Origin of the sequence: Micromonospora sp. D93, assembly GCF_018070365.1 — a bacterium.
Taxonomy (GTDB): domain Bacteria; phylum Actinomycetota; class Actinomycetes; order Mycobacteriales; family Micromonosporaceae; genus Micromonospora; species Micromonospora ureilytica.
The window spans coordinates 186248-206173 of record NZ_JAGPXW010000001.1; the positions used below are offsets into that span (position 1 = coordinate 186248).

The following is a 19926-nucleotide window of genomic DNA, read 5'->3' on the forward strand; positions in this document are numbered from 1 at the left end:
GGGTGGGGAGGGGTGGGGTGGGGGTGGGGTTAGAGGTCTAGGAGGAGGGTTTGGGGGCCTATGTTGAGGCTTTCTACCAGCATGTGGGTCTGGAAGCGGCCGGTCTCTACCTTGGCGCCTCGTTCGCGCAGGGCGTCTACCACCGCTGTCACCAAGGGTTCGGCGACCTCGGCGGGGGCGGCTGCGGTCCAGCTCGGTCGGCGGCCCTTGCGGACATCGCCGTAGAGGGTGAACTGGCTGACCACCAGGATCGGCGCGCCGGTGTCGGCGGCGGACCGTTCGCCGTCCAGGATGCGCACCTCGTGCACCTTGCGGGCCATCGTCTGGGCGGTCAGCGCGGTGTCGGTGTGGGTGACCCCGAGCAGCACCAGCAGGCCGTTCTCGATGGCGCCGACCACCTCGCCGTCCACCGTCACGCTGGCCCGCCCGACGGTCTGCACCACCGCCCGCATCAGGCGCTCACCGGCTCGATGAACCCGCGTTCCACCAGGTGCGCCACGATCGGGCCGGCGGCCTCGGCCATCTCGTCGGGCTCGACGTCGTGCGCGGCGGCGAGCAGGGCGAGCTGGTCGCGCAGCGGTAGCCGGCCGTCGGCGCCACCGACCAGCGCCAGCACCAGCGGGTCGATCTCCTCGGTCCAGCGCAGGCCGTGCGGCATCGCGAGGACCTGCCGGTCCACCCCCCAGCCCTCGTCGCCCATGGTGGCCTCCTGCCGCAGCTGCAGGCCCTCGGCTGCCCGGTAGCGCTCGGCGAGCAACGCCTCGGTGTCGCGTACCCGGAGAAAGTCCTGGCGGTCGAACCAGGCGGCGACCTGGTCGCCCAGCGGCGGCTGCACCCGCTGGCGCAGGTCCTCCACCCGGACCACCGGGTCGGCGTGTCCGCCCCGGCGCAGTGACACGATGCCGAAGCCGATGCCCTCCACCTTGTGCGCGTCGAACCAGTCCAGCCAGGCGGCCATCCGCTGTGGGTCGGCGGTCTCGCCGACGTCGGTGAGCCACAGGTCGACGTACGCCATCGGGTCGGCCACCTCGCGCTGGATCACCCAGGCGTCCAGGCCGGTCCCGGCGAACCAGCCAGCCACCCGCTCGTCCCACTCCTCGCCGGCGACGTGCACCCAGTTCGCCAGGTACTGCATGGTGCCGCCCTCGGTGAGCAGGCCCGGGGCGGCGGCGGCCAGCTCGGCGCCGATCGCGTCACCGACCCGGCCCGAGTCGCGGTAGACGTGCGTGGTCGTGCCCGGACCGACCACGAACGGCGGGTTGCTCACCACCAGGTCGAACCGCCGCCCGGCCACCGGGGCGACCAGGTCGCCTCGGAGCAGCTCCCAGTCCTGACCGTTGAGGGCTGCGGTGGTCGCGGCGAAACGCAGCGCCCGCTCGGAGAGGTCGGTCGCGGTGACCGACCTGGCGTGAGTGGACAGGTGCAGGGCCTGGACGCCGGAGCCGGTGCCCAGGTCCAGTGCGGTGTCGACCGGCCGGCGCATGGTCGCGCCGATCAGGGTGTGGGTCGCCCCACCGATGCCGAGGACGTGTTCGGCGTGCAACGGGCGACCCGGGCGGGCGCTGGCCGGCACGTCGGCGAGCACCCACCAGTCCTCGCCGTACGGCTCCAGGTCGACACCGGCGCGCAGGCCGTCGCCGTACCGCTCGACCAGCCCGCCCGCGAGGGCCTCCTCCAGGCTCAGCGGCGCCAGCGCGGCGGCGACCGCGGCCTCCGGCTCGGTCTGGTCGCAGATGAACACCCGGATCAGGGTGCCGAGCGGATCGCCGTCCTCGGTGGCGCGCAGCGCGGCCCGGTAGTCGTTGCGGGCGACCGAGGCGGTCGCCTGGGCGCCCAGCCGCTCGGCGATGCCGTGGCTGGTGAATCCGGTCCGGGTCAGTGCGCTGCGCAGCGCGTCGACGCCGGCGGGGGAGAGCAGCATGTCGTGTTCGTCCACCCCGACATCCTGCCTCCCGTTGCGCCCCGGGTCAGCGTCACCCGCCGGTTGGTGTCGGAGCGTCGGTGTCCGCCCGGGTCGGCGGGCCAGGCAGGATGTCCGCATGACGCTTGTGCTGCCCATCGACCCGGAGGCCAACCGGCTGCTGGAGCGCAGCCCACTGGCCCTGCTCCTCGGCATGGTCCTTGACCAGCAGGTGCCGATGGAGAAGGCGTTCTCCTCGCCGTACGTGCTGGCGCAGCGGCTCGGCCATGAGCTGGACGCGGCGGAGCTGGCCGGGTACGACCCGGAGGCCCTGGTCGCGATCTTCGCCCAGCCGCCCGCGCTGCACCGGTTTCCGAAGGCCATGGCGGCCCGGGTGCAGGAGGTGTGTCAGGTGCTGGTGGAGCGCTACGACGGTGACGCGGCGCTGCTCTGGGCCGAGGTAGCCGACGGGCCGGAGCTGCTGCGCCGGGTCTCCGCGCTGCCCGGCTTCGGCAAGCAGAAGGCACAGATCTTCGTGGCGCTGCTCGGCAAGCGGTTCGGGGTGACCCCGCAGGACTGGCGGAAGGCAGCCGGAGACTACGGCGACCCGGGCGCGTACCGGTCGGTGGCGGACGTCACCGACGCCGACTCGCTGCGTCGGGTGCGGGAGTTCAAGCAGCAGATGAAGGCGGCGGCCAAGGCGAAGACCACCGGCGGCTGACCGACCGGCCTGGTGAGGGGCGGTCTGTTCAGGCTGCGGTGGGGTGCGCCAGCGAGGCCAGCGCGCGCCGGACGTCGGCCAGCGAGACGGTCGCCGAGTCGTCCAGGTCGGCCAGGCCGGCCTCGATCCACTGGCGCATCAGCGTGGTGACCCCGATGCCCCGGGCGTCGGCGGCGGCGCGGACCCGCTCGTAGGTGTCCAGTGGCAGTCGCACCGAGCGGCTCACCATCGGCACGTCGCTGTCGGGGGTGGGCAGCTCCGCCGCCGGGCTCTCGTCGATCAGCTCGGCGATCCGTTCACCGCCGTCGTGGAACTGCTTGGTCGCGTCGTTACGGTGCATCGTCACGGCCTCCTCATCTACCGAGATCTCCGCACGGCCTCGTCGTAGCGCTTGGACTCGACGTCGCTCAGCTCGCGGGCGGAGAGGATGTCCCAGTCGTTGTCGGTGCCATCGGCCTCGGCGAGCAGCACCGCCAGCCGGCGGCCCCGACGGGCGGCGGCGTAGACCACCATCACGTCGTCACCCAGATGACGGATGACCCGGCGGGCGCTGTGCAGCGCCTCCCAGACTTCCCCGGGTGTGACGTCGTAGACCCTCAGGTTGGCCAACGCCTCGTCGGTGAAGCTGAACCTGCTGCCCACGCCCGGGAGCGTACCACGCGCGTAACACGCAATGGGATGAGTCGAAGTTCGCTGATCACGGGCCAGCGGTGACAGGATGAGGCGTAACCCCCTCGAGGAGGTCCATGGTGAAGCGTCAGGCGTACCAGCCGATTCTGATCACCGACGCCTCGCGCAGCCAGGGTGATCAGCTCAACAGCCGTCAGCGCCGCTATGTCCTGATGATGGGCATCCGGGTGGCCTGCATCATCGTCGGCGCGATCCTGGTCGGTGCGAACGCCCCACTGCTATGGCTCTGGCTGCCGTTGTGCGCCCTCGGCATGGTGCTCATCCCCTGGCTGGCCGTGCTGCTGGCCAACGACCGGCCGCCGAAGGAAGAGCACCGGCTGGCCAACCGGTTCCACCGCCGGCACACGGACGACACCCCGCCGATGAGCCTCACCGCCGAGGAACGCCCGCACAAGGTTATCGACGTCGAACCCTGACCCGCGAGCGGGCCAGGGCTCGATCAGTCCGGGCTGTGGCCGTGTGACGGCCGCTACGCCTGTGGCCGAGCCCCGGCGGTGGAGACGGCCAGCGCGCCCAGGTCGGTGGCGCGGCTCAGTGCCGCCGTCGGGGTGGCACCGGCGAGCCACGCGGTGAGCAGTCCGGCCGCGAAGGCGTCACCCGCGCCGGTGACGTCCACCACCGCCACCCGGCGCGCCGGAGCTACGCAGACCGGCGTGGTGCGATCGACCCAGACCGCGCCGGCGGCGCCGCGCTTCACCACGACCCGCCGAGCCGTCGCCGACAGCGCCCGCCCCTGCGCTGCCGGATCCAGCCCGCCGGCCAACACCGTGGCCTCGTCCGCGTTGACCAGTAGCAGGTCGATGTCGCGTACCCAACTCAGGAACGCCGCCGCGCCGACCCGCCGCAGCGGCGCCGCGGAGGCCGCGTCGACGCTGATGGTGAGCCCGCGCTCGCGGGCGGCGGCCAACGCCCGCAACCCCGCGCCGCGCGACTCGGCGTCCAGCAGGGTGTACGCGGACAGGTGCAGATGCCCAGCGTCGGGCGCCGCCGCGAGGGCCTGCTCGACGTGCGCGGCGCTCAGCCGCAGGTTCGCGCCCCGCTGGCTGACCATGGTGCGCTCGTCGTCGGCGGCCAAAACGATGACCGTGCCGGTCGGCGCCCCCTCGACCCGCTCGATCGCGCAGTCCACGCCCGCCCGCTCGAGTTCGGCAACCCGGTCCCGCCCGGCGTCGTCGTCACCGACGGCGCCGACGAGCGTGACGTCCACCCGCTGCGCGGCTACCCAGGCGGCGGTGTTGGCCGCCTGCCCGCCACCGCCGAGACTGATCGCGGCCCCGGTGTCCGATCCGGCCGCGAGCGGCCCGGACAGCACCGCGACCACATCGGTGATCACGTCCCCGACGACGATCATCCGGGCCGGTCGGGTCATGCCGGGACGGCGGTGCCGCGGGCCACCGAGGCGACCGCGATCCGAGCGGCCAGGTCGGCGTTGCGCAGGATGATCCGCACGTTCACCGCCAGGCTCGCGCCCTCGGTCACCGAGTGGAAGTGCGCGAGCAGGTACGGGGTGACGGCCTTTCCGGTGATCCCGTCCCGCTCCAGCAGGGCCAGGCCCTCGGTGAGCGTCCGGTCGTGCAGCCCAGGGTCGAGCTGCTCGTCGACCGGCAGCGGGTTGGCGATGAGCAGCCCGCCGGTGTGCACGGCGTGCTCGTCCCGGGCGGCGAGCACGGCGGCGACCTGCTCCGGCGAGTCCACCGACCAGTCCAGGTCGAAGCCGGCATCCGTGAGGTAGAAACCGGGGAACCGGCGGGTGCGGTAACCGACCACCGCTACCCCGAGGGTCTCCAGGCGCTCCAGCGTCGCGCCCACGTCGAGGATCGACTTGACCCCGGCGCAGACCACCGCGATCGGGGTCTGGGCCAGGGTGACCAGGTCCGCCGACTCGTCGAACGTGTGCGCGGCCTCCCGGTGCACCCCGCCCAGCCCGCCGGTGGCGAACACGCCGATACCGGCGGCGGTGGCCACCGCGCTGGTCGCGGCCACCGTGGTCGCGCCGTCCGCGCCGGTCGCGGCAGCCACCGCGAGGTCACGGACGGAGAGTTTGGTCACGCCGTCGACCGTGGCCAGCCGGGTCAGCTGCCCGTCGTCCAGGCCGACCACCAGCTCGCCGGCGATCATGCCGATCGTCGCCGGAACGGCCCCGGCGTCCCGAACCGCCCGCTCGATCTCCCTGGCCACCCGCAGGTTCTCCGGCCGGGGCAGACCGTGCGAGACGATGGTGCTCTCCAGGGCGACGACGGGCCGGCCGTCGCGCAGGGCTGCGGCGACCTCGGTGCCGTAGCTGATGCGAAAGTCAGTCACACGGGCACCGTACGGGGTGGGGCCTCGGCCGGCCTCAAGTGGACCCGGCCGTGATGACCTGCCAAACTTGACGGTCGGAGGTGCAGACGTGAGCACAGAGGTTCTCGAGCGTCCGGAGCTGAAGGACGCCGACACCGGTCCCGAGATGTTCCACTACGTCCGCAAGGAGAAGATCGCCGAGAGTGCCGTCATGGGCACCTACGTCGTCGCTCTCTGCGGCGAGACCTTCCCGGTCACCAAGGCGGCCAAGCCGGGATCGCCGGTCTGCCCCAAGTGCAAGGAGATCTACGACTCGTACCGTGAGTGATCCTCGGCCGGCGCTCCGGCCGGCGACGTAGCCTGCGGCGGTGACCACCTCCACCGCCCTGCTCCTCGCCGACCTGACCGGGGTCGCGGTGTTCGCCGCGTCCGGGGCCTCGGCGGCGGTCGCCAAGCGGCTGGACCTGTTCGGCGTCGCGTTCGTCGGCTTCGTGGCCGCCCTCGGCGGTGGGATCTTCCGGGACCTGGTCATCGACGAGGTGCCCCCGCTGGCCTTCGCCGACTGGCGGTACGCGGCCACCGCCGCGATCACCGCGCTCGCCGTCTTCTGGCTGCACCCACAACTGGCCCGACTGCGCACGACCGTGCTGGTGCTGGACGCGGCCGGGCTGGCGCTGTTCACCGTCACCGGCACGCTCAAGGCGCTCGACGCCCGGGTGCCGGCGGTCGGCGCCTGCCTGATCGGCATGCTCACCGCGATCGGCGGCGGGCTCGGCCGCGACCTGCTCACCGCCGAGATCCCGGTCGTGCTGCGCCGGGAGATCTACGCGCTGGCCGCGCTGGCAGGCTCGGTCCTGGTGGCGCTGCTGTACGTCACCGGGCAGACCGGGCCCGCACCGCTCACCGCCGCCGCCGTCCTGGTCTTCGGGCTGCGCCTGATCGCGCTGCGTCGACGCTGGTCCGCACCGGTGGCCACGCTGCGTCCCCCGCGTGCCGACGGGGCGGATCCACGCGCCGACCGGGAGTGGTGAGACGCCCGGTCCGCCGTTCGGCCGGGTGCTGGATTGTGACCAGCGTGGCGTCGCCTGGGCCCGGCGGCCCGTGCTGGTTATGCTGAGTCGGCCTTCGCGGCAGCTTCTGCGCGGAGGCGTTTTCATGGGCGGCGGATCCTCGTGGCCCTCGCCCGGGGTCCGCCATCGTGCGGTCGGAGAGGAGCTACGCGTGGCAGCCCGGACGCCGGTGCTCGAGACGTTCCCGGCGCTACGCGCCTGGCAGCGCAAGGCCCTGGTGGAATACCTGCGCCGCCGTACCGAGGACTTCACAGCGGTCGCCACACCGGGCGCCGGCAAGACCACCTTCGCCCTGCGCATCGCGGCGGAGCTGCTCGGTGACGGCACCATCGACGCCGTCACCGTGGTCGCCCCGACCGAGCACCTGAAGAACCAGTGGTCCGACGCCGCAGCCCGAGTGGGCATCCAACTCGACGCCGCCTTCCGCAACGCCGACCTGCACTCCGCGGCCGACTTCCACGGCGCGGTCGTCACCTACGCCCAGGTGGGGATGGCCCCGCAGGTGCACCGGCGCCGCACCATGACCCGCCGCACCCTGGTCATCCTCGACGAGATCCACCACGCCGGCGACTCCCGATCCTGGGGCGACGGCGTGAAGAACGCCTTCGAACCCGCCGTACGCCGGCTGATGCTCACCGGGACGCCGTTCCGCTCCGACGACAACCCGATCCCGTTCGTCAGCTACGAGCGCGGCGGCGATGGGCTGCTGCGCTCCCGCGCCGACTCCGTGTACGGCTACTCCGACGCGCTACGCGACGGGGTGGTCCGGCCGGTGCTCTTCCTGGCGTACTCCGGGGAGACCCGCTGGCGTACCAACGCGGGGGAAGAACTGGCCGCCCGGCTGGGCGAGCCGATGACCCAGGACCTGGTGGCGCAGGCGTGGCGTACCGCCCTGGACCCGGCCGGCGACTGGATGCCACAGGTGCTGCGGGCCGCCGACGCCCGACTCACAGTGCTGCGCAACGCCGGCATGGCCGACGCCGGTGGTCTGATCATCGCCACCGACCAGCAGACCGCCCGCTCGTACGCCAAGCTGATCGAGCAGGTGACCGGCGAGAAGGCCGCCGTGGTGCTCTCCGACGACCAGGGCGCGTCCGCCCGGATCGCGACGTTCGCGGCGTCCGACCAGCGGTGGCTGGTCGCGGTGCGGATGGTGTCCGAGGGGGTCGACATCCCGCGACTGGCGGTCGGTGTCTACGCCACCAGCGCCAGCACGCCCCTCTACTTCGCCCAGGCGATCGGCCGGTTCGTGCGGGCCCGCCGGCCCGGGGAGACCGCGTCGGTCTTCCTGCCCAGCGTGCCGCACCTGCTCGGGTTGGCCAGCGAGATGGAGACCGAGCGCGACCACGTACTCGGCAAACCCAAGGAAGCCGACGGTTTCGACGACGACCTGCTGGAACGCGCGCAGCGCGACGACCAGGCCAGCGGGGAGTTGGAAAAGCGGTTCGCGGCGCTCTCGGCCACCGCCGAACTGGACCAGGTGATCTTCGACGGCGCGTCGTTCGGCACCGCGGCCCAGGCCGGCACCCCCGAGGAAGAGGAATACCTCGGACTGCCCGGCCTGCTCACCGCCGACCAGGTCTCACTGCTGTTGACCAAGCGGCAGGCCGCCCAGCTCGCCGCCCAACGCCGTCGTACGGCCGACGGGGCCGCTCAGCCGGCCGCTGCGCCCACGGCAGCGCCACCGGCACCGATGAGCGCCGCCCAGCGTCGCGTGGCGCTCCGGCGCCAACTGAACGCCCTGGTGGCTGCCCGACACCACCGCACCGGCCAACCACACGGCAAGATCCACGCCGAACTGCGCAGACTCTGCGGCGGCCCGCCGAGCGCCCAGGCCACCATCGAGCAGCTTGAGGAACGCATCGCCACCGTGCAGACCCTCTAGGCCCGCCCTACGTCAGGCCAGCCCTACGGTCACTGGCGGGCTGGCTGGTGACGGCGTTGCGAGTGGAGCACTCCAGGCCCGCCGGCACCACCGGCGCCATCCGACGCAGGCGGCTTCGGACCGGGTGGCCATGACCGTCCCAGGCCATGCCTTGGGGCCGTGGTCTGTGCCCGTGCGTCGGCCGTGGTCTGGTGCCCGTGCGTCGGCCGTGGTCTGTGCCCGTGCGTCGGCCGTGGGTCTGTGCGTGCGCTTGGGCCGCGGTCTGTGCGTGCTTGCGGCCGTGGCCGTGGTCTGTGCGTGCTTGCGGCCGTGGCCGTGGTCTGTGCGTGCGGCGGTGGTCTGTGCCTGTGCTCGCGGCGTGGTGTGCGCCCGTGCTTGCGGGTGATCCACTCGGCCTTCTTGAAAAACGCGGTGTTCGGGCGAGGTGGAAGGCGCGGTTTCCGTGCAACCGAGTGGATCACGGGGGTGGGCTTTGGGTGCCGAGGATTACCTGCCCGGGATGACTGCGGATGCCCCCTGTGGGGCGTCCCGAACCCCAAGATCGCGCAATATCCGGGATGTAGTGGCCTCGGTGCGTTGCCGAGGCCACTACATCCCGGTTCGAGCGTGACCTTGGCGGCCGTGGGCACCCCAAACCTCACTCCCGGTCCCTCGGGGGCGGTGTTCGTCGTCAAGATCCGCGCACTATCGGGGATGTTGCTGTCTCCCGCATGTCGGAGGCAGCAACATCGGGGAAGTTGCGGAGATCTTGGCGTGGGGCGTGGGGCGTGGGGCGTGGGGCGTGGGGCGCGGGGGCGCGGGGACAGAAAAGCCGGCCGGAGGCACCCTCGGGGCGCCTCCGGCCGGCTATGTCGGTCTGCGGATTTAGTTCGCCATCAGATCGGCGCCACGCCAGCTGAAATCGGGCTCCGTTGCGAACCGCTCGGTGATCTTCACGAGATCCTCCGCGTACTTGTTCGCGTGGTGCCCGCAGAACACCAACTCGCTCCCACCCGTGAGAGTGATCCGGAGCTTCCCGGCAGCATTGCAGCGGTCGCACCGTTCATCGGCGGCTGGGGGAGCCGCCGTCACGGGCGGCGGCGTGAGGGTCGGGGTCATCGCCTTCCTCCTCTGGTCGTCACCGATGAACAATCTCTTCGGTTGTTGCTCACCTATCGTGCAACACCCTTACTAGGCACTGCCTTCCCTGTGTGCCCGCGGGGGACCGAGGTCACACCTGGAAGGGACAGTGTGCCGTGCACCCAGGGTGCCACGTCAACGATCACATTCGTGCATCCGGACGATCACCATCTGGTGTTGCACACCAGGTGGTCAAAACGACACGTTCGGTTGACGAAACCCGCTCAGTCCAGGTAATCCCGGAGGACCTGCGACCGGGACGGGTGACGCAGCTTGGACATCGTCTTGGACTCGATCTGCCGGATCCGCTCCCGGGTCACCCCGTAGACCTGGCCGATCTCGTCGAGCGTCCGAGGTTGGCCGTCGGTCAGGCCGAAGCGCAGGCGCACCACACCCGCCTCACGCTCGGAGAGCGTCTGCAGCACCTGCTGGAGCTGGTCCTGCAGGAGCGAGAACGAGACCGCGTCGACCGCGACCACGGCTTCGGAATCCTCGATGAAGTCGCCGAGCTGGCTGTCGCCCTCGTCGCCGATGGTCTGGTCGAGTGAGATGGGCTCCCGAGCGTACTGCTGGATCTCCAGCACCTTCTCGGGTGTGATGTCCATCTCCTTGGCCAGCTCCTCCGGAGTGGGCTCGCGACCCAGATCCTGGAGCAGCTCACGCTGTATGCGGCCGAGCTTGTTGATGACCTCGACCATGTGCACGGGGATGCGGATGGTGCGGGCCTGGTCGGCCATGGCGCGGGTGATGGCCTGTCGGATCCACCAGGTGGCGTACGTGGAGAACTTGTAGCCCTTGGTGTAGTCGAACTTCTCCACGGCCCGGATCAGACCGAGGTTGCCCTCCTGGATCAGGTCGAGGAAGGCCATGCCACGGCCCGTGTAGCGCTTGGCCAGCGACACCACCAGTCGGAGGTTCGCCTCCAGGAGGTGGTTCTTGGCCCGCTCGCCATCGCGGGAGATCCAGCCCAGGTCACGGACCATCTCCCGGACGAGCTTCTCCTCGCCCTCGTCGGCAGCCCGCAGCCGCTCGGCGGCGTAGAGCCCGGCCTCGATCCGCTTGGCCAGCTCCACCTCCTGCTCGGCGTTGAGGAGCGGAACCTTGCCGATCTGCTTCAGGTACGCGCGGACGGAGTCAGCGGAGGCGGTCAGCTCGGCGTCGCGTCGCGCCTGCTTGAGAGCCTCGGACTCCTCGTCGTCCCACTCGAAGTCGTTGTCGGTCGCCGATGCGGCGGCGTCGGTCTCGGCGGCCTGGGCCAGCTCGGCCGGCTCCTCGACCACCACGTCCTCGATTGCGGCGGCCAGTTCCTCCGGGTCGATCTCGCCCTCGGCGCCCTCGCCCTTGGCCTTGCCGCCGGCCTTGGTCGGCTTGGCTCCGGCAGCCGCGGCCACCGTCGCCTTGGTGGCTCGGGTCGACCGGGTCGCCTTCGTCGGCGTCGCAGCGGCGGCCTCGGCGGCGGTGCCGGTCGCCTTGCGGGCGGCCACCTTGCGCGGGGCCGGCGTCGACGGGGCGTCGTCGGCGGAGGGCGCCTGCTTCGGGGCTGGCGCGGCGGCCTTCTTGGTGGTCTTGGCGGTGGTGGCCCGGGACGCTGGCGTGGTCGAGCGGGCCGCGGCGACGCGGCGACGAGTGCTCGCCGAGCCGTCCACCACGACGGTCACGCCCGCCTCGGAGAGCGCCCGCAGGATCTTCTTGGCCTGGGCCGGAGTCACCTCGGCGGACTCGACGGTGCGCGCGAGCTGGGCCGACGTGAGCTGGCCACCGGCGCTCTGCGCGTGGGCGATCAGGGTGTCGGTGAGCGAGCGAACGTCGGCGCCGGGCTGGCGGGGTTCTGTCACGAATGACCTTCCGGAGGCGAAGAGCGGGCACGGCGGGTTCGTCCAGCGCAGCGAGGGTTACCGTGCCGGGCGATGTGGTTGAGGGACCCTCGTGTCACGGTCCGGCCGGTGGTCGGCGGTCCGTGCCGCGTGGGCAGGGGTGAATTGTAACGCCGTCTGCGGCGATCATCCTGCTCCGCACCGCGTACCGCCGGTGGGGACCGTCGGTGGGGCGGAGATATGGGCTTCGCGGTAATGATAGCCGCGCGGCCGGCGAAGGGTGCCCGTCGTCGAGCCCGGCGATGGACAGATCGTGTCCGAACTGCCGTTTGAGCAGCCAGTACACCGAGGTCCTCGGCTGTCCGGCCGGGGGCGGCCCCACCAGGTCGCGGTTGGGCAACGGTTGTGAGCCGAGCAAGGGCGGGGCGGTAAGCACTTAAGCGACAATACCGGATCTTAAGGGGCATATTGGCGAAGGTTGGCCGCTCAAGCCGCAGCAGGCGGTGCGAGGGCGCCCACCCCGCAGGGGATGTCGCGTACCAAAGATCCTGGGTCTGGTGCTGTCGTGTGACGTCGGGAACGATGATCTTCGGAAGCCGGGTCGGTAGTTGCAGCATCCGCTTGTACCCGGAGTGCGGAAAGAGGCGAATCATGACCAACTCGGCGACGACACCGTCGGAACTGCTGAGCATCGCGGTGGAGGTGGCTCGGGACGCGGCGGACACCGCGTACCGGATGCGCACCGAGGGGGTCGTCGTCGCCGCCACCAAGAGCACGGTCACCGACGTGGTCACCGCCGCCGACCGGGCGGTCGAGCGGCAGATCCTCGACGCGCTGGCCGCGCTGCGCCCGGACGACTCGGTGCTCGGCGAGGAGTACGGCGAGGGGGCCTCCGGCGCGACGCGCAGCGGGGTGCGCTGGATCGTCGACCCGATCGACGGCACGGTGAACTACCTGTACGGGCTGCCGTACTCCGCGGTCTCCCTGGCAGCCGAGGTGGACGGGGTGGTGGTCGCGGGCGTCGTGCGCAACGTGAGCACCGGCGAGCAGTGGACCGCGACGGCCGGCGGCGGTGCCTGGCGCGACGGTGTCCGACTGCGCTGCTCTGGCGAGGTCGACCTGGGGCAGGCGCTGGTCGGCACCGGCTTCGGTTACGCCGCCGCCCGCCGGGCGCATCAGGCGCAGGTGGTGGCCGGGCTGATCGCGCACGTACGGGACATCCGCCGGCTGGGCGCCGCCGCGCTGGACCTCTGCCTGGTCGCCGAGGGGCGGCTCGACGCGTACTTCGAGAAGGGTCTCGCGGCCTGGGACCTGGCGGCGGGCGGGCTGGTGGCCGCCGAGGCGGGGGTTCGAGTTGCCGGCCTGGCCGGTCGGCCGCCGGGGCCGGACCTGGTGGTCGCGGCACCGCCGGCGCTCTTCGCGCCGCTGCACGACCGGCTGGCCGCCCTGGACGCCTCCGGTGGACCCTGATCGTGCGGACCCTGGCCGGTGGGCCTGGTCGGCGCCTGGTCGCCGACGTGGCGCTCTCGCGGGCCCGTTACGCCGTCACTTGGCGGGTGGGGACGGGCAGGAGCCCTTGGGCGCCTCCGGCGGACCCGAGTCGCCGAGTGACTGGTTCACCTCGGTCGTGGTGGCGAGCTGCTGGAAGCGGTTGCCCAACACCACGTCCACCGTGTCGTCGGCGCGCTTCGGGTCGTAGCCCGGGGTGGCGTTGTTGAGGAAGTACGCCTGGAGCAGGTGCGCGGAACCAACGCCCTTCGGGCCATACCGCAGCACCGCGACGCTGTCGGCCCTCTTCTCGTTCCCGGTCTTCTTGACCTGGAACTGTCGATTGCTGAACTCGTCGGCGACGGTGTGGGCGAGGCCGGGCTGATCCGTCGCGTTGAACACGTTGATCTTGACGTCCTTGCGCTCGCGCAGGGTCAGATCCGCCAGTGGCCAGCCCTCGGGGCAACCCGCCGCGGTGCCCACGTTGCCCTGGCTGTCGCGGACCACGGCCACGACGACGAAGACCAGGGCGATGACCGCCAGCAGGCCGACGACGACGAGTGCTCGCACGCGCGCAAAACTCATCAGGGCACTCCCCGGGCCTCAGGTGGGTGGTGACGGCCAGAAACGATCGCTCAGGCCGCCGGCCGTCGAATACGCCGCTGAGGTTAACGGTTGTCCGGCCGTCGCGTGGAAACAGCCCGACATGCCGGCGCGGCGACCGCGAACCGGGTACTACTACCCCTATCTTCGTGTCGCCTGAATCACATTGGGAACAACTTCGCGTGCGGGGGCGTACATCTCAGCCGCAAGGGCGGTATACATGCCTCGCCCAAGGGGGGGTAAGGTTCCGCGCTCGCAGGGGAGTCGCCCCAGCGAGCTCGACCCGTTCGGTCCTCGGGTCGGGTGCCCGACACAAGTGGTGGCCGGCCAGCGGAACCGAAACAGCGTCGTCCGGCGTTACAACCGGAAGCGACAACATCGATATGGGAGAGTGAAACCGATGGCCACCGACTACGACGCCCCGCGTCGCGACGAGGTCGACCTCGGCGAGGACAGCCTGGAAGAGCTCAAGGCACGGCGCGTCGACTCACAGTCGGGCGCGGTGGACGTCGACGAGGCCGAGGTGGCCGAGAGCTTCGAGCTGCCCGGTGCCGATCTGGCCGACGAGGAGCTCACGGTCAAGGTGCTTCCGATGCAGCAGGACGAGTTCCGGTGCGCCCGCTGCTTCCTGGTCCACCACCGTAGCCAGCTGGCGGTCGAGCGTAACGGCGAGTTGATCTGCCGCGAGTGCGTCTGACAACCACGACACCGGCGGCGGCCTCCTGAACGGGGTCGCCGCTGCCGGTGTAGGCGTGCGGCCGTGGTGGGTACCTGCTTGACTCGTAGCGGGTAGGCCACAGCACCGGGAGGTCCGATGAGCGATCGAGGCGGCACCACCGATGGCAGCACGGACGACCTCGGTGCCACCCGCGGCACGGACGACCTCGGTGCCGACGGCGGCACGGACGACCTGGGTGCCACCGTCGCGGCCTTGACCGCGGACGACATCGAGCCGGCCCGACGCCGCCAACTGCTGACCCGGATGGTCGGGCAGGCCCGCGCGCGTGGCATCTCCGACCTGTTCAAGCCCCGTGCCGCCGTGCGGTGGATGGTCGACACCGTCGCCGAGATCGCCCCGCACGTGCCGGTGCGGGACCTGGACACTCTGCGCCGGCACTTCCCCGGCCTGGACGACGCCGCCCTGGCCGACAGGCTCATCCGCAACGCGTCGAGGACCACCGCCGCGATCGGCGCGGCCGGTGGGGGCGTCGCCGCCGTCGAGTGGGTGGTGGCCCCGACCCTGCTCTCCGCGCCGGTGCTGCTCGCCGCCGAGACCGTGGCAGTGGTGGCGGTGGAGCTGAAACTGGTCGGCGAGCTGCACGAGATCCACGGTGTGGCGCTACCGGCCGGCGGCAGCCAACGCGCGGTCACACTTGTGCACTCCTGGGCCACTCAGCGCGGCGTCAACCCGATGGTGCCCGGCGTGGGAGTGGGCGCCGTGCTCGGCACCGCCGCCCGTAAGGAACTGCGGGACATGCTGCTGCGGCGTTTCGGTCGCAACCTCACCACGCTCGGGCCGTTCCTGACCGGCGCGGCGGTGGCCAGCTTCCTCAACCGCCGGGCCACCCAGCAGATGGCCGACCAACTCCAGGTCGACCTGCGTCGGCGGGGTATCGCCCGGCCCGCTCCACCGGCGGCCCTCCCGGGCCCGCCAACCGGCACCTGAGCGAGGGCTTCACCGCCGGCCCGGCACCTGGGCGAGGCCGGCCCCTGAGCGGGCCGTCGCCGTCGGATCAGCCCGGCTCGCCCGCCGTCGGGTGGGCCGCCAGGGCGTCCCGCGCGGTCAGCACCGCCTCGGCCAGCTCGACCGGGTGGCGGGTGCTCACCACCCAGAACGGGGTCGGGTCCGCGGGGTCGTCGAGGATCACCTGCACGGCGCCGCCGATCCACGGCCGCTGCACCACGAAGGCGAGCGGGTCCGCGCCGACGCCGAGCACCTCACGTCGGCCGGCCACGTCCAGCGGCACCACGTCGGCCACGAAACGAACCGGCAGGCGGGCGTCGTCCACCCGCAGCTCGGAGTCGGACACCGCGACCCGGATCCGGCCCAGCCACCACAGCCCGGCCGCGGTGAGCGGCAGCAGCACGGCGAACGGCAACCAGGCGCGGACGCCGGACGCGCCCATCCAGATCTCGACGGCCAGCAACGCGGCGGCCACCAGCCCGGTCAGCCACAGCCACCAGGGCAGATCCAGCCGCTCGGCGTACGTCGAGCGGGCGGCGACCGGCGGCTGATCGGAGGACGGGGAGGGCGACATGCTCACTCCTGCGAGGGTACGGCGCACGGCGGCTCGACGAACCGGCAGGATGGCAGGGTCACCCCGCGAACCGGACGGAAGAGGGGACCCGTGACCGACGTCGTACCCGTGCCCGTACAGCTGCTCGACCCGGAGCTGCCGCTGCCCACGTACGCCCATCCCGGCGATGCCGGGGCCGACCTGGTGGCGGCCGCGGACGTGGAGCTGCCGCCCGGCGGCCGTGCCCTGGTGCCCACCGGCGTGGCAATCGCGTTGCCGGAGGGGTACGTGGGCCTGGTCCATCCCCGCTCCGGTCTGGCGGCCAGGCTCGGCGTGACGGTGCTCAACGCGCCCGGTACGGTCGACGCCGGCTACCGGGGTGAGATCCTGGTCAACCTGATCAATCATGATCGGGATGTGCCGGCGAAGATCTCCCGCGGCGACCGGATCGCGCAGCTCGTGGTCCAGCAGGTCGCACGGGCGCGGTTCGAGCCGGTGGTAGAGCTGCCCGCGTCCCGGCGCGGGACCGGTGGGCACGGGTCCACCGGTGGGCACGCCGGGCTGGTGCCGTCGCCGACGGGCCAGGACCGGGTCGAGCGGCGGCCGAACGAGCCGGGCCGCGGGCAGACGGAAGAGGTGGCAGGGTGAGCGTGAACAGCGGAGGGCAGGCGCAGTGATCTTCTCCCGAAAGCGGGCCGATGCCGAGCGGCAGGCCCGGGACGAGCGAGCCACCCAGGTCCCGGACCAGGGCGATGCGGCGCCGACCCTGGAGCGCGGCCCGTACGACATCTCCGAGAGCTACGACGATGTGCAGCGACTCGACCTGGGCAGCCTGCACATCCCGGCGATCACGGACGTCGAGGTACGGGTGCAGGCCGACCCGCAGGGTGTGGTCCAGCAGGTGGTGCTGGTGCACGGCGACAACGCGCTCCAGCTGGGCGTCTTCGCCGCACCCCGGTCCGAGGGGATCTGGGACGAGGTGCGCGAGGAGATCCGGCAGTCGCTGCTCCGCGACGGCGCCACCGCGCAGGAGGTTCTCGGCGAGTACGGCCCGGAGCTGCACGCCCAGGTGAACACCCCGGACGGCGCGACGAACCTGCGGTTCGTGGGAATCGACGGGCCGCGCTGGATGGTCCGTGGCGTGTTCCAGGGCCCGGTGGCCATCGACCCGGCCATGGCCGGGCCGCTCGTCGAGTGCCTGGACGGCCTGGTGGTCGACCGTGGGCAGGAGGCGAAGCCGGTCCGCGAGCCGCTGCCGCTGCGGCTGCCCCGGGAGATTTCCGACCAGGCCGAGGCCGAGGCGGGCGACGACGCCGCCGCGCCGCGTCAGGTCTGACCCGCGCGCACCGGCCCGCCGGAACCAGCCCCGTCGGCGTACGCTGGCGGCACGGTTCCGGCGTCGTCGGGGCCGGCCGGGGACGGCGATCGTGGAGAGGGTGACGCGGAGGTCATGACGACCGACGAGGGCCGGGTGTCGCTGCGGCGCATCCTGCAGCGGTTCACCGCCAGCGAGGCCGAGATCGACGCGCAGGAGCTGCGTCGGGAGAGCGCCGAGTGCGGCGGGATCCCCGCCCAGCAGTGTTCCCGGGGTCAGCTGGTGTCGGTCGCCGGTCGGCTGCGCACGGTGGTCTACACGCCGCGCACCAACCTGCCCACTCTTGAGGCCGACCTGTATGACGGCAGCGACGTGGTCACCCTGGTCTGGCTGGGTCGACGGCACATCGCCGGGATCGAGCCGGGCCGGCACCTGACCGCCCGGGGCCGGGTTGCGGTGCGCGACGACCGCAAGGTCATCTATAACCCCTACTACGAGCTGGACTCGCCCAAGTGACAGCACTGCGGACGGAAGGCCGGCGATGACGACGGGACAGGACCGGGCGGCACAGCCGGAGACCGACCCTCAGGACGAGGATCAGCTGCCGACGATCGCCGAGCAGATGGCTGACCAGCTCGGCGGCTGGCGTGGGCTGGTCGAGTCCAGCATCCCGGTCGTGGTCTTCGTCCTCGCCAACATCATCGGCGAGCTGCGGCCCGCGGTGATCGCCTCGGTCTCCGTCGCGGTGCTGATCGCCGGGGTGCGGCTGGCCCAGCGTCGGCCGATCCGGCATGCCGTCAACGGGCTCTTCGGCGTCGGCGTCGGCGCGGCCATCGCGTGGCGCACCGGCGACGAGCGTGACTTCTACCTTCCCGGCATCCTCTACGGCATCGGGTACGGCATCGCCCTGCTGATCTCGGCCGCGATCCGGCAGCCGCTGGTGGGCTGGATCTGGTCGGTGCTGGTGGCCAAGGGCCGTTCGGAGTGGCGGGCCGACCCGAAGCTGGTGCGCACCTTCACCCAGCTGACCGTGCTCTGGGGTGTGGTCTGGCTGGCCAAGGTGGGCGTGCAGGCCGGGCTCTACCTGGCCCACCAGGACACCGCGCTGGGCGTGGCCCGGCTGGCGCTGGGCTACCCGCCGTACGCGCTGCTGTTGCTGATCACGGTCTGGACGGTGCGTCGGGTCACCCGGGAGTCGCCGCCGGCCCCGCTGCCCAGCGCCTGAGCGAGGCGCGAGCCAGCGGACCGCTCAGTGCGCCGTCGGGGTCAGCGTGAGTCCTGTCGGGGTCAGCGTGAGCCGCGGGTCCGTTCGACGCTGTCCGCGCCGAGGACCACCACGCGGACAGCGTCCTCCACCTCGGCGGTGCAGACGAAGATCAGCTCGTCGCCGGCCTCGATCGGGTCGTCCGGGCTGGGCACCAGGACCCGCTTGCCGCGCAGGATCGCCACCAGCGCGGAGTCGCGGGGCAGCGGCACGGCGTGGATCGGCTGACCGACGTAGGGGGCGGTCGGCGGCAGAGTGATCTCGACGAGGTTCGCCTCGCCCTGCCTGAAGGTCATCAGCCGGACCAGGTCGCCGACGGTGACCGCCTCCTCGACGAGGGCGGCCATCACCCGCGGCTTGCTCACCGCGACGTCCACGCCCCACTGTTCGGTGAACAGCCACTCGTTCTCGGCCCGGTTGACCCGGGCGACCACGCGGGGGACCGCGAACTCGGTCTTGGCCAACAGCGACAGCACCAGATTGGTCTTGTCGTCGCCGGTCGCCGCGACCACCACGTCACACCCGGCGATGTTCGCCTCCTCCAGGCTGGCCACTTCGCACGCGTCGGCCAGCACCCAATCGGCGGCCGGAACCCGGTCCGGGCGCAGCATCTTGGGCTGGCGTTCGATGAGCATCACCTGGTGGCCGTTGTCGATCAGCTCCTGGGCGATCGAGCGGCCCACGTTGCCCGCGCCCGCGATGGCGACCCGCATGGCTCAGTGCCCTCCTTCCGGCGGCGTCGCCGCCACCGACGTGACAGTCGCCACGATGTCATCGCTGACCAGCATGAACACCTGGTCGCCCTCCTGCACGACTGTGGAGCCGGTGGGCAGCGTGCCGATGCCGAAGCGGATCAGGTAGGCCACCCGCGCCCCGGTCGCTTCCTCCAGCGCCCGCACCGGTCGGCCGATCCAGTCCTTGTGCACCGGCACCTCGACGATCGACACGGTGCTCGTGGGGTCGCGGAAGATCTCCACGTTGCCCTCCGGCACCAGGTGCCGCAGCATCCGGTCCGCCGTCCACCGTACGGTCGCCACTGTGGGGATGCCCAGGCGTTCGTAGACCTGCGCCCGGCGCTGGTCGTAGATGCGGGCGGCGACCCGGGACACGCCGAACGTCTCGCGGGCCAGCCGAGCCGAGATGATGTTGGAGTTGTCGCCGCTCGACACCGCCGCGAAGGCGTCCGCGCGCTCGATGCCTGCCTGCCGGAGCACCTCGCCGTCGAAACCGGCCCCGGTCACCGTGATCCCGGCGAAGTCGGGGCCGAGCCGGCGGAAGGCGTCGGCGTCCTGGTCGATCACCGCCACCGAGTGCCCTCGGGACTCCAGGCTGTGAGCGAGGGTCGACCCGACCCGGCCACACCCCATGATCACGACGTGCACGCTGTCCCTCCCAAGGTGCGTACCGCTCCCGCTGCCGGTTCTGAGTGCGAGCCTGCCACGTCCCGGTCACGAGCGGGGACCGACCGTACCCCGTCGTGTTGAGCAGCGACGATCGCCCACCCCCGTGCTCCCGCCGTGGTGGTCGTACTCTTGGCGTT

Annotated in this window: 24 protein-coding genes; 12 read left to right on the plus strand and 12 right to left on the minus strand. The window is 71.9% G+C overall.

Going from position 1 to position 19926, the window contains the following annotated elements; translation table 11 throughout:
- Window positions 1-29 precede the first annotated feature (29 nt).
- Window positions 30-452: a D-aminoacyl-tRNA deacylase gene (gene dtd / locus KBX71_RS00800; RefSeq protein WP_210815964.1), complete on the minus strand. Its 423-nt coding sequence runs from the start codon at window positions 450-452 to the stop codon at window positions 30-32.
- On the minus strand, window positions 452-1936 hold the full coding sequence (locus tag KBX71_RS00805; RefSeq protein WP_205779903.1) for a methyltransferase: 1485 nt from the start codon (window positions 1934-1936) through the stop codon (window positions 452-454). Before KBX71_RS00805 ends, dtd begins: the two co-directional genes overlap by 1 nt.
- 103 nt (window positions 1937-2039) lie before the next feature.
- On the opposite strand from KBX71_RS00805, the gene KBX71_RS00810 reads away from it, so the two are divergent.
- Window positions 2040-2621 (plus strand): HhH-GPD-type base excision DNA repair protein, encoded by a 582-nt coding sequence (locus tag KBX71_RS00810; RefSeq protein WP_210815966.1) that lies wholly within the window; start codon window positions 2040-2042, stop codon window positions 2619-2621.
- A 28-nt stretch (window positions 2622-2649) separates the two neighbouring features.
- On the opposite strand, the gene KBX71_RS00815 is transcribed toward KBX71_RS00810, so the two are convergent.
- On the minus strand, window positions 2650-2961 hold the full coding sequence (locus KBX71_RS00815; RefSeq protein WP_091400586.1) for a hypothetical protein: 312 nt from the start codon (window positions 2959-2961) through the stop codon (window positions 2650-2652).
- Window positions 2962-2978: 17 nt separating this feature from the next.
- A complete protein-coding gene (locus tag KBX71_RS00820; protein ID WP_030489374.1) occupies window positions 2979-3263 on the minus strand; it encodes a hypothetical protein in 285 nt (94 codons plus the stop codon).
- A gap of 104 nt (window positions 3264-3367) precedes the next feature.
- Between KBX71_RS00820 and KBX71_RS00825 the strand changes: the two genes are divergently transcribed.
- Window positions 3368-3727 carry a DUF3099 domain-containing protein gene (locus KBX71_RS00825; protein WP_181518647.1) on the plus strand — a complete coding sequence of 120 codons (360 nt, stop codon included), beginning with the start codon at window positions 3368-3370 and terminating at the stop codon, window positions 3725-3727.
- Between the two features lie 53 nt (window positions 3728-3780).
- On the opposite strand, the gene KBX71_RS00830 is transcribed toward KBX71_RS00825, so the two are convergent.
- Window positions 3781-4680 (minus strand): carbohydrate kinase family protein, encoded by a 900-nt coding sequence (locus KBX71_RS00830; RefSeq protein ID WP_210815968.1) that lies wholly within the window; start codon window positions 4678-4680, stop codon window positions 3781-3783.
- Window positions 4677-5612 (minus strand): pseudouridine-5'-phosphate glycosidase, encoded by a 936-nt coding sequence (locus KBX71_RS00835; protein WP_210815970.1) that lies wholly within the window; start codon window positions 5610-5612, stop codon window positions 4677-4679. Before KBX71_RS00835 ends, KBX71_RS00830 begins: the two co-directional genes overlap by 4 nt.
- An 88-nt stretch (window positions 5613-5700) precedes the next feature.
- Here KBX71_RS00835 and KBX71_RS00840 point away from each other — a divergent pair, with 88 nt between their 5' ends.
- From KBX71_RS00840 to KBX71_RS00850, 3 genes are all read left to right on the plus strand, one after another.
- Window positions 5701-5919 carry a DUF3039 domain-containing protein gene (locus tag KBX71_RS00840; RefSeq protein ID WP_088946800.1) on the plus strand — a complete coding sequence of 73 codons (219 nt, stop codon included), beginning with the start codon at window positions 5701-5703 and terminating at the stop codon, window positions 5917-5919.
- A 40-nt stretch (window positions 5920-5959) separates the two neighbouring features.
- Entirely contained in the window at window positions 5960-6622 is a 663-nt protein-coding gene (locus tag KBX71_RS00845) for a trimeric intracellular cation channel family protein (protein ID WP_124816071.1), read from the plus strand.
- 190 nt (window positions 6623-6812) lie between these two features.
- The gene (locus KBX71_RS00850) at window positions 6813-8546 is read left to right on the plus strand and encodes a DEAD/DEAH box helicase (RefSeq protein ID WP_210815972.1); all 1734 of its coding nucleotides are present in this window, start codon (window positions 6813-6815) and stop codon (window positions 8544-8546) included.
- A gap of 864 nt (window positions 8547-9410) precedes the next feature.
- Here the strand turns inward: KBX71_RS00850 and KBX71_RS00855 are convergent.
- Window positions 9411-9644 carry a hypothetical protein gene (locus KBX71_RS00855; protein ID WP_030489368.1) on the minus strand — a complete coding sequence of 78 codons (234 nt, stop codon included), beginning with the start codon at window positions 9642-9644 and terminating at the stop codon, window positions 9411-9413.
- Between the two features lie 245 nt (window positions 9645-9889).
- Window positions 9890-11500: an RNA polymerase sigma factor gene (locus KBX71_RS00860; RefSeq protein ID WP_210815974.1), complete on the minus strand. Its 1611-nt coding sequence runs from the start codon at window positions 11498-11500 to the stop codon at window positions 9890-9892.
- Window positions 11501-12130: 630 nt separating this feature from the next.
- Between KBX71_RS00860 and KBX71_RS00865 the strand changes: the two genes are divergently transcribed.
- The gene (locus KBX71_RS00865; protein WP_210815976.1) at window positions 12131-12949 is read left to right on the plus strand and encodes an inositol monophosphatase family protein; all 819 of its coding nucleotides are present in this window, start codon (window positions 12131-12133) and stop codon (window positions 12947-12949) included.
- A 75-nt stretch (window positions 12950-13024) separates the two neighbouring features.
- Here the strand turns inward: KBX71_RS00865 and KBX71_RS00870 are convergent, their stop codons facing one another.
- On the minus strand, window positions 13025-13537 hold the full coding sequence (locus KBX71_RS00870) for a LytR C-terminal domain-containing protein (protein WP_210816244.1): 513 nt from the start codon (window positions 13535-13537) through the stop codon (window positions 13025-13027).
- Between the two features lie 433 nt (window positions 13538-13970).
- Here KBX71_RS00870 and KBX71_RS00875 point away from each other — a divergent pair, with 433 nt between their 5' ends.
- Window positions 13971-14267 (plus strand): DUF4193 domain-containing protein, encoded by a 297-nt coding sequence (locus KBX71_RS00875; RefSeq protein ID WP_007075406.1) that lies wholly within the window; start codon window positions 13971-13973, stop codon window positions 14265-14267.
- A 117-nt stretch (window positions 14268-14384) separates the two neighbouring features.
- Window positions 14385-15236 (plus strand): hypothetical protein, encoded by an 852-nt coding sequence (locus KBX71_RS00880; RefSeq protein ID WP_247682708.1) that lies wholly within the window; start codon window positions 14385-14387, stop codon window positions 15234-15236.
- Between the two features lie 67 nt (window positions 15237-15303).
- Here the strand turns inward: KBX71_RS00880 and KBX71_RS00885 are convergent, their stop codons facing one another.
- On the minus strand, window positions 15304-15834 hold the full coding sequence (locus KBX71_RS00885) for a DUF3093 domain-containing protein (protein WP_374102564.1): 531 nt from the start codon (window positions 15832-15834) through the stop codon (window positions 15304-15306).
- Window positions 15835-15918: 84 nt separating this feature from the next.
- On the opposite strand from KBX71_RS00885, the gene dut reads away from it, so the two are divergent.
- The 4 genes from dut (at window position 15919) to KBX71_RS00905 (ending at window position 18347) form a co-directional block, all read left to right on the plus strand.
- Entirely contained in the window at window positions 15919-16455 is a 537-nt protein-coding gene (gene dut, locus KBX71_RS00890; RefSeq protein WP_210815980.1) for a dUTP diphosphatase, read from the plus strand.
- A gap of 25 nt (window positions 16456-16480) precedes the next feature.
- Window positions 16481-17143, plus strand: coding sequence for a DUF3710 domain-containing protein (locus tag KBX71_RS00895; RefSeq protein ID WP_210815982.1), 663 nt, complete (start codon window positions 16481-16483; stop codon window positions 17141-17143).
- 114 nt (window positions 17144-17257) lie between these two features.
- Entirely contained in the window at window positions 17258-17638 is a 381-nt protein-coding gene (locus KBX71_RS00900; protein WP_124816055.1) for an OB-fold nucleic acid binding domain-containing protein, read from the plus strand.
- Window positions 17639-17663: 25 nt separating this feature from the next.
- Window positions 17664-18347, plus strand: coding sequence for a DUF3159 domain-containing protein (locus tag KBX71_RS00905; RefSeq protein ID WP_210815984.1), 684 nt, complete (start codon window positions 17664-17666; stop codon window positions 18345-18347).
- A 62-nt stretch (window positions 18348-18409) separates the two neighbouring features.
- On the opposite strand, the gene KBX71_RS00910 is transcribed toward KBX71_RS00905, so the two are convergent.
- Window positions 18410-19099 carry a TrkA family potassium uptake protein gene (locus tag KBX71_RS00910; RefSeq protein ID WP_210815986.1) on the minus strand — a complete coding sequence of 230 codons (690 nt, stop codon included), beginning with the start codon at window positions 19097-19099 and terminating at the stop codon, window positions 18410-18412.
- Between the two features lie 3 nt (window positions 19100-19102).
- Entirely contained in the window at window positions 19103-19768 is a 666-nt protein-coding gene (locus KBX71_RS00915) for a TrkA family potassium uptake protein (protein ID WP_210815989.1), read from the minus strand.
- Window positions 19769-19926: the final 158 nt, after the last annotated feature.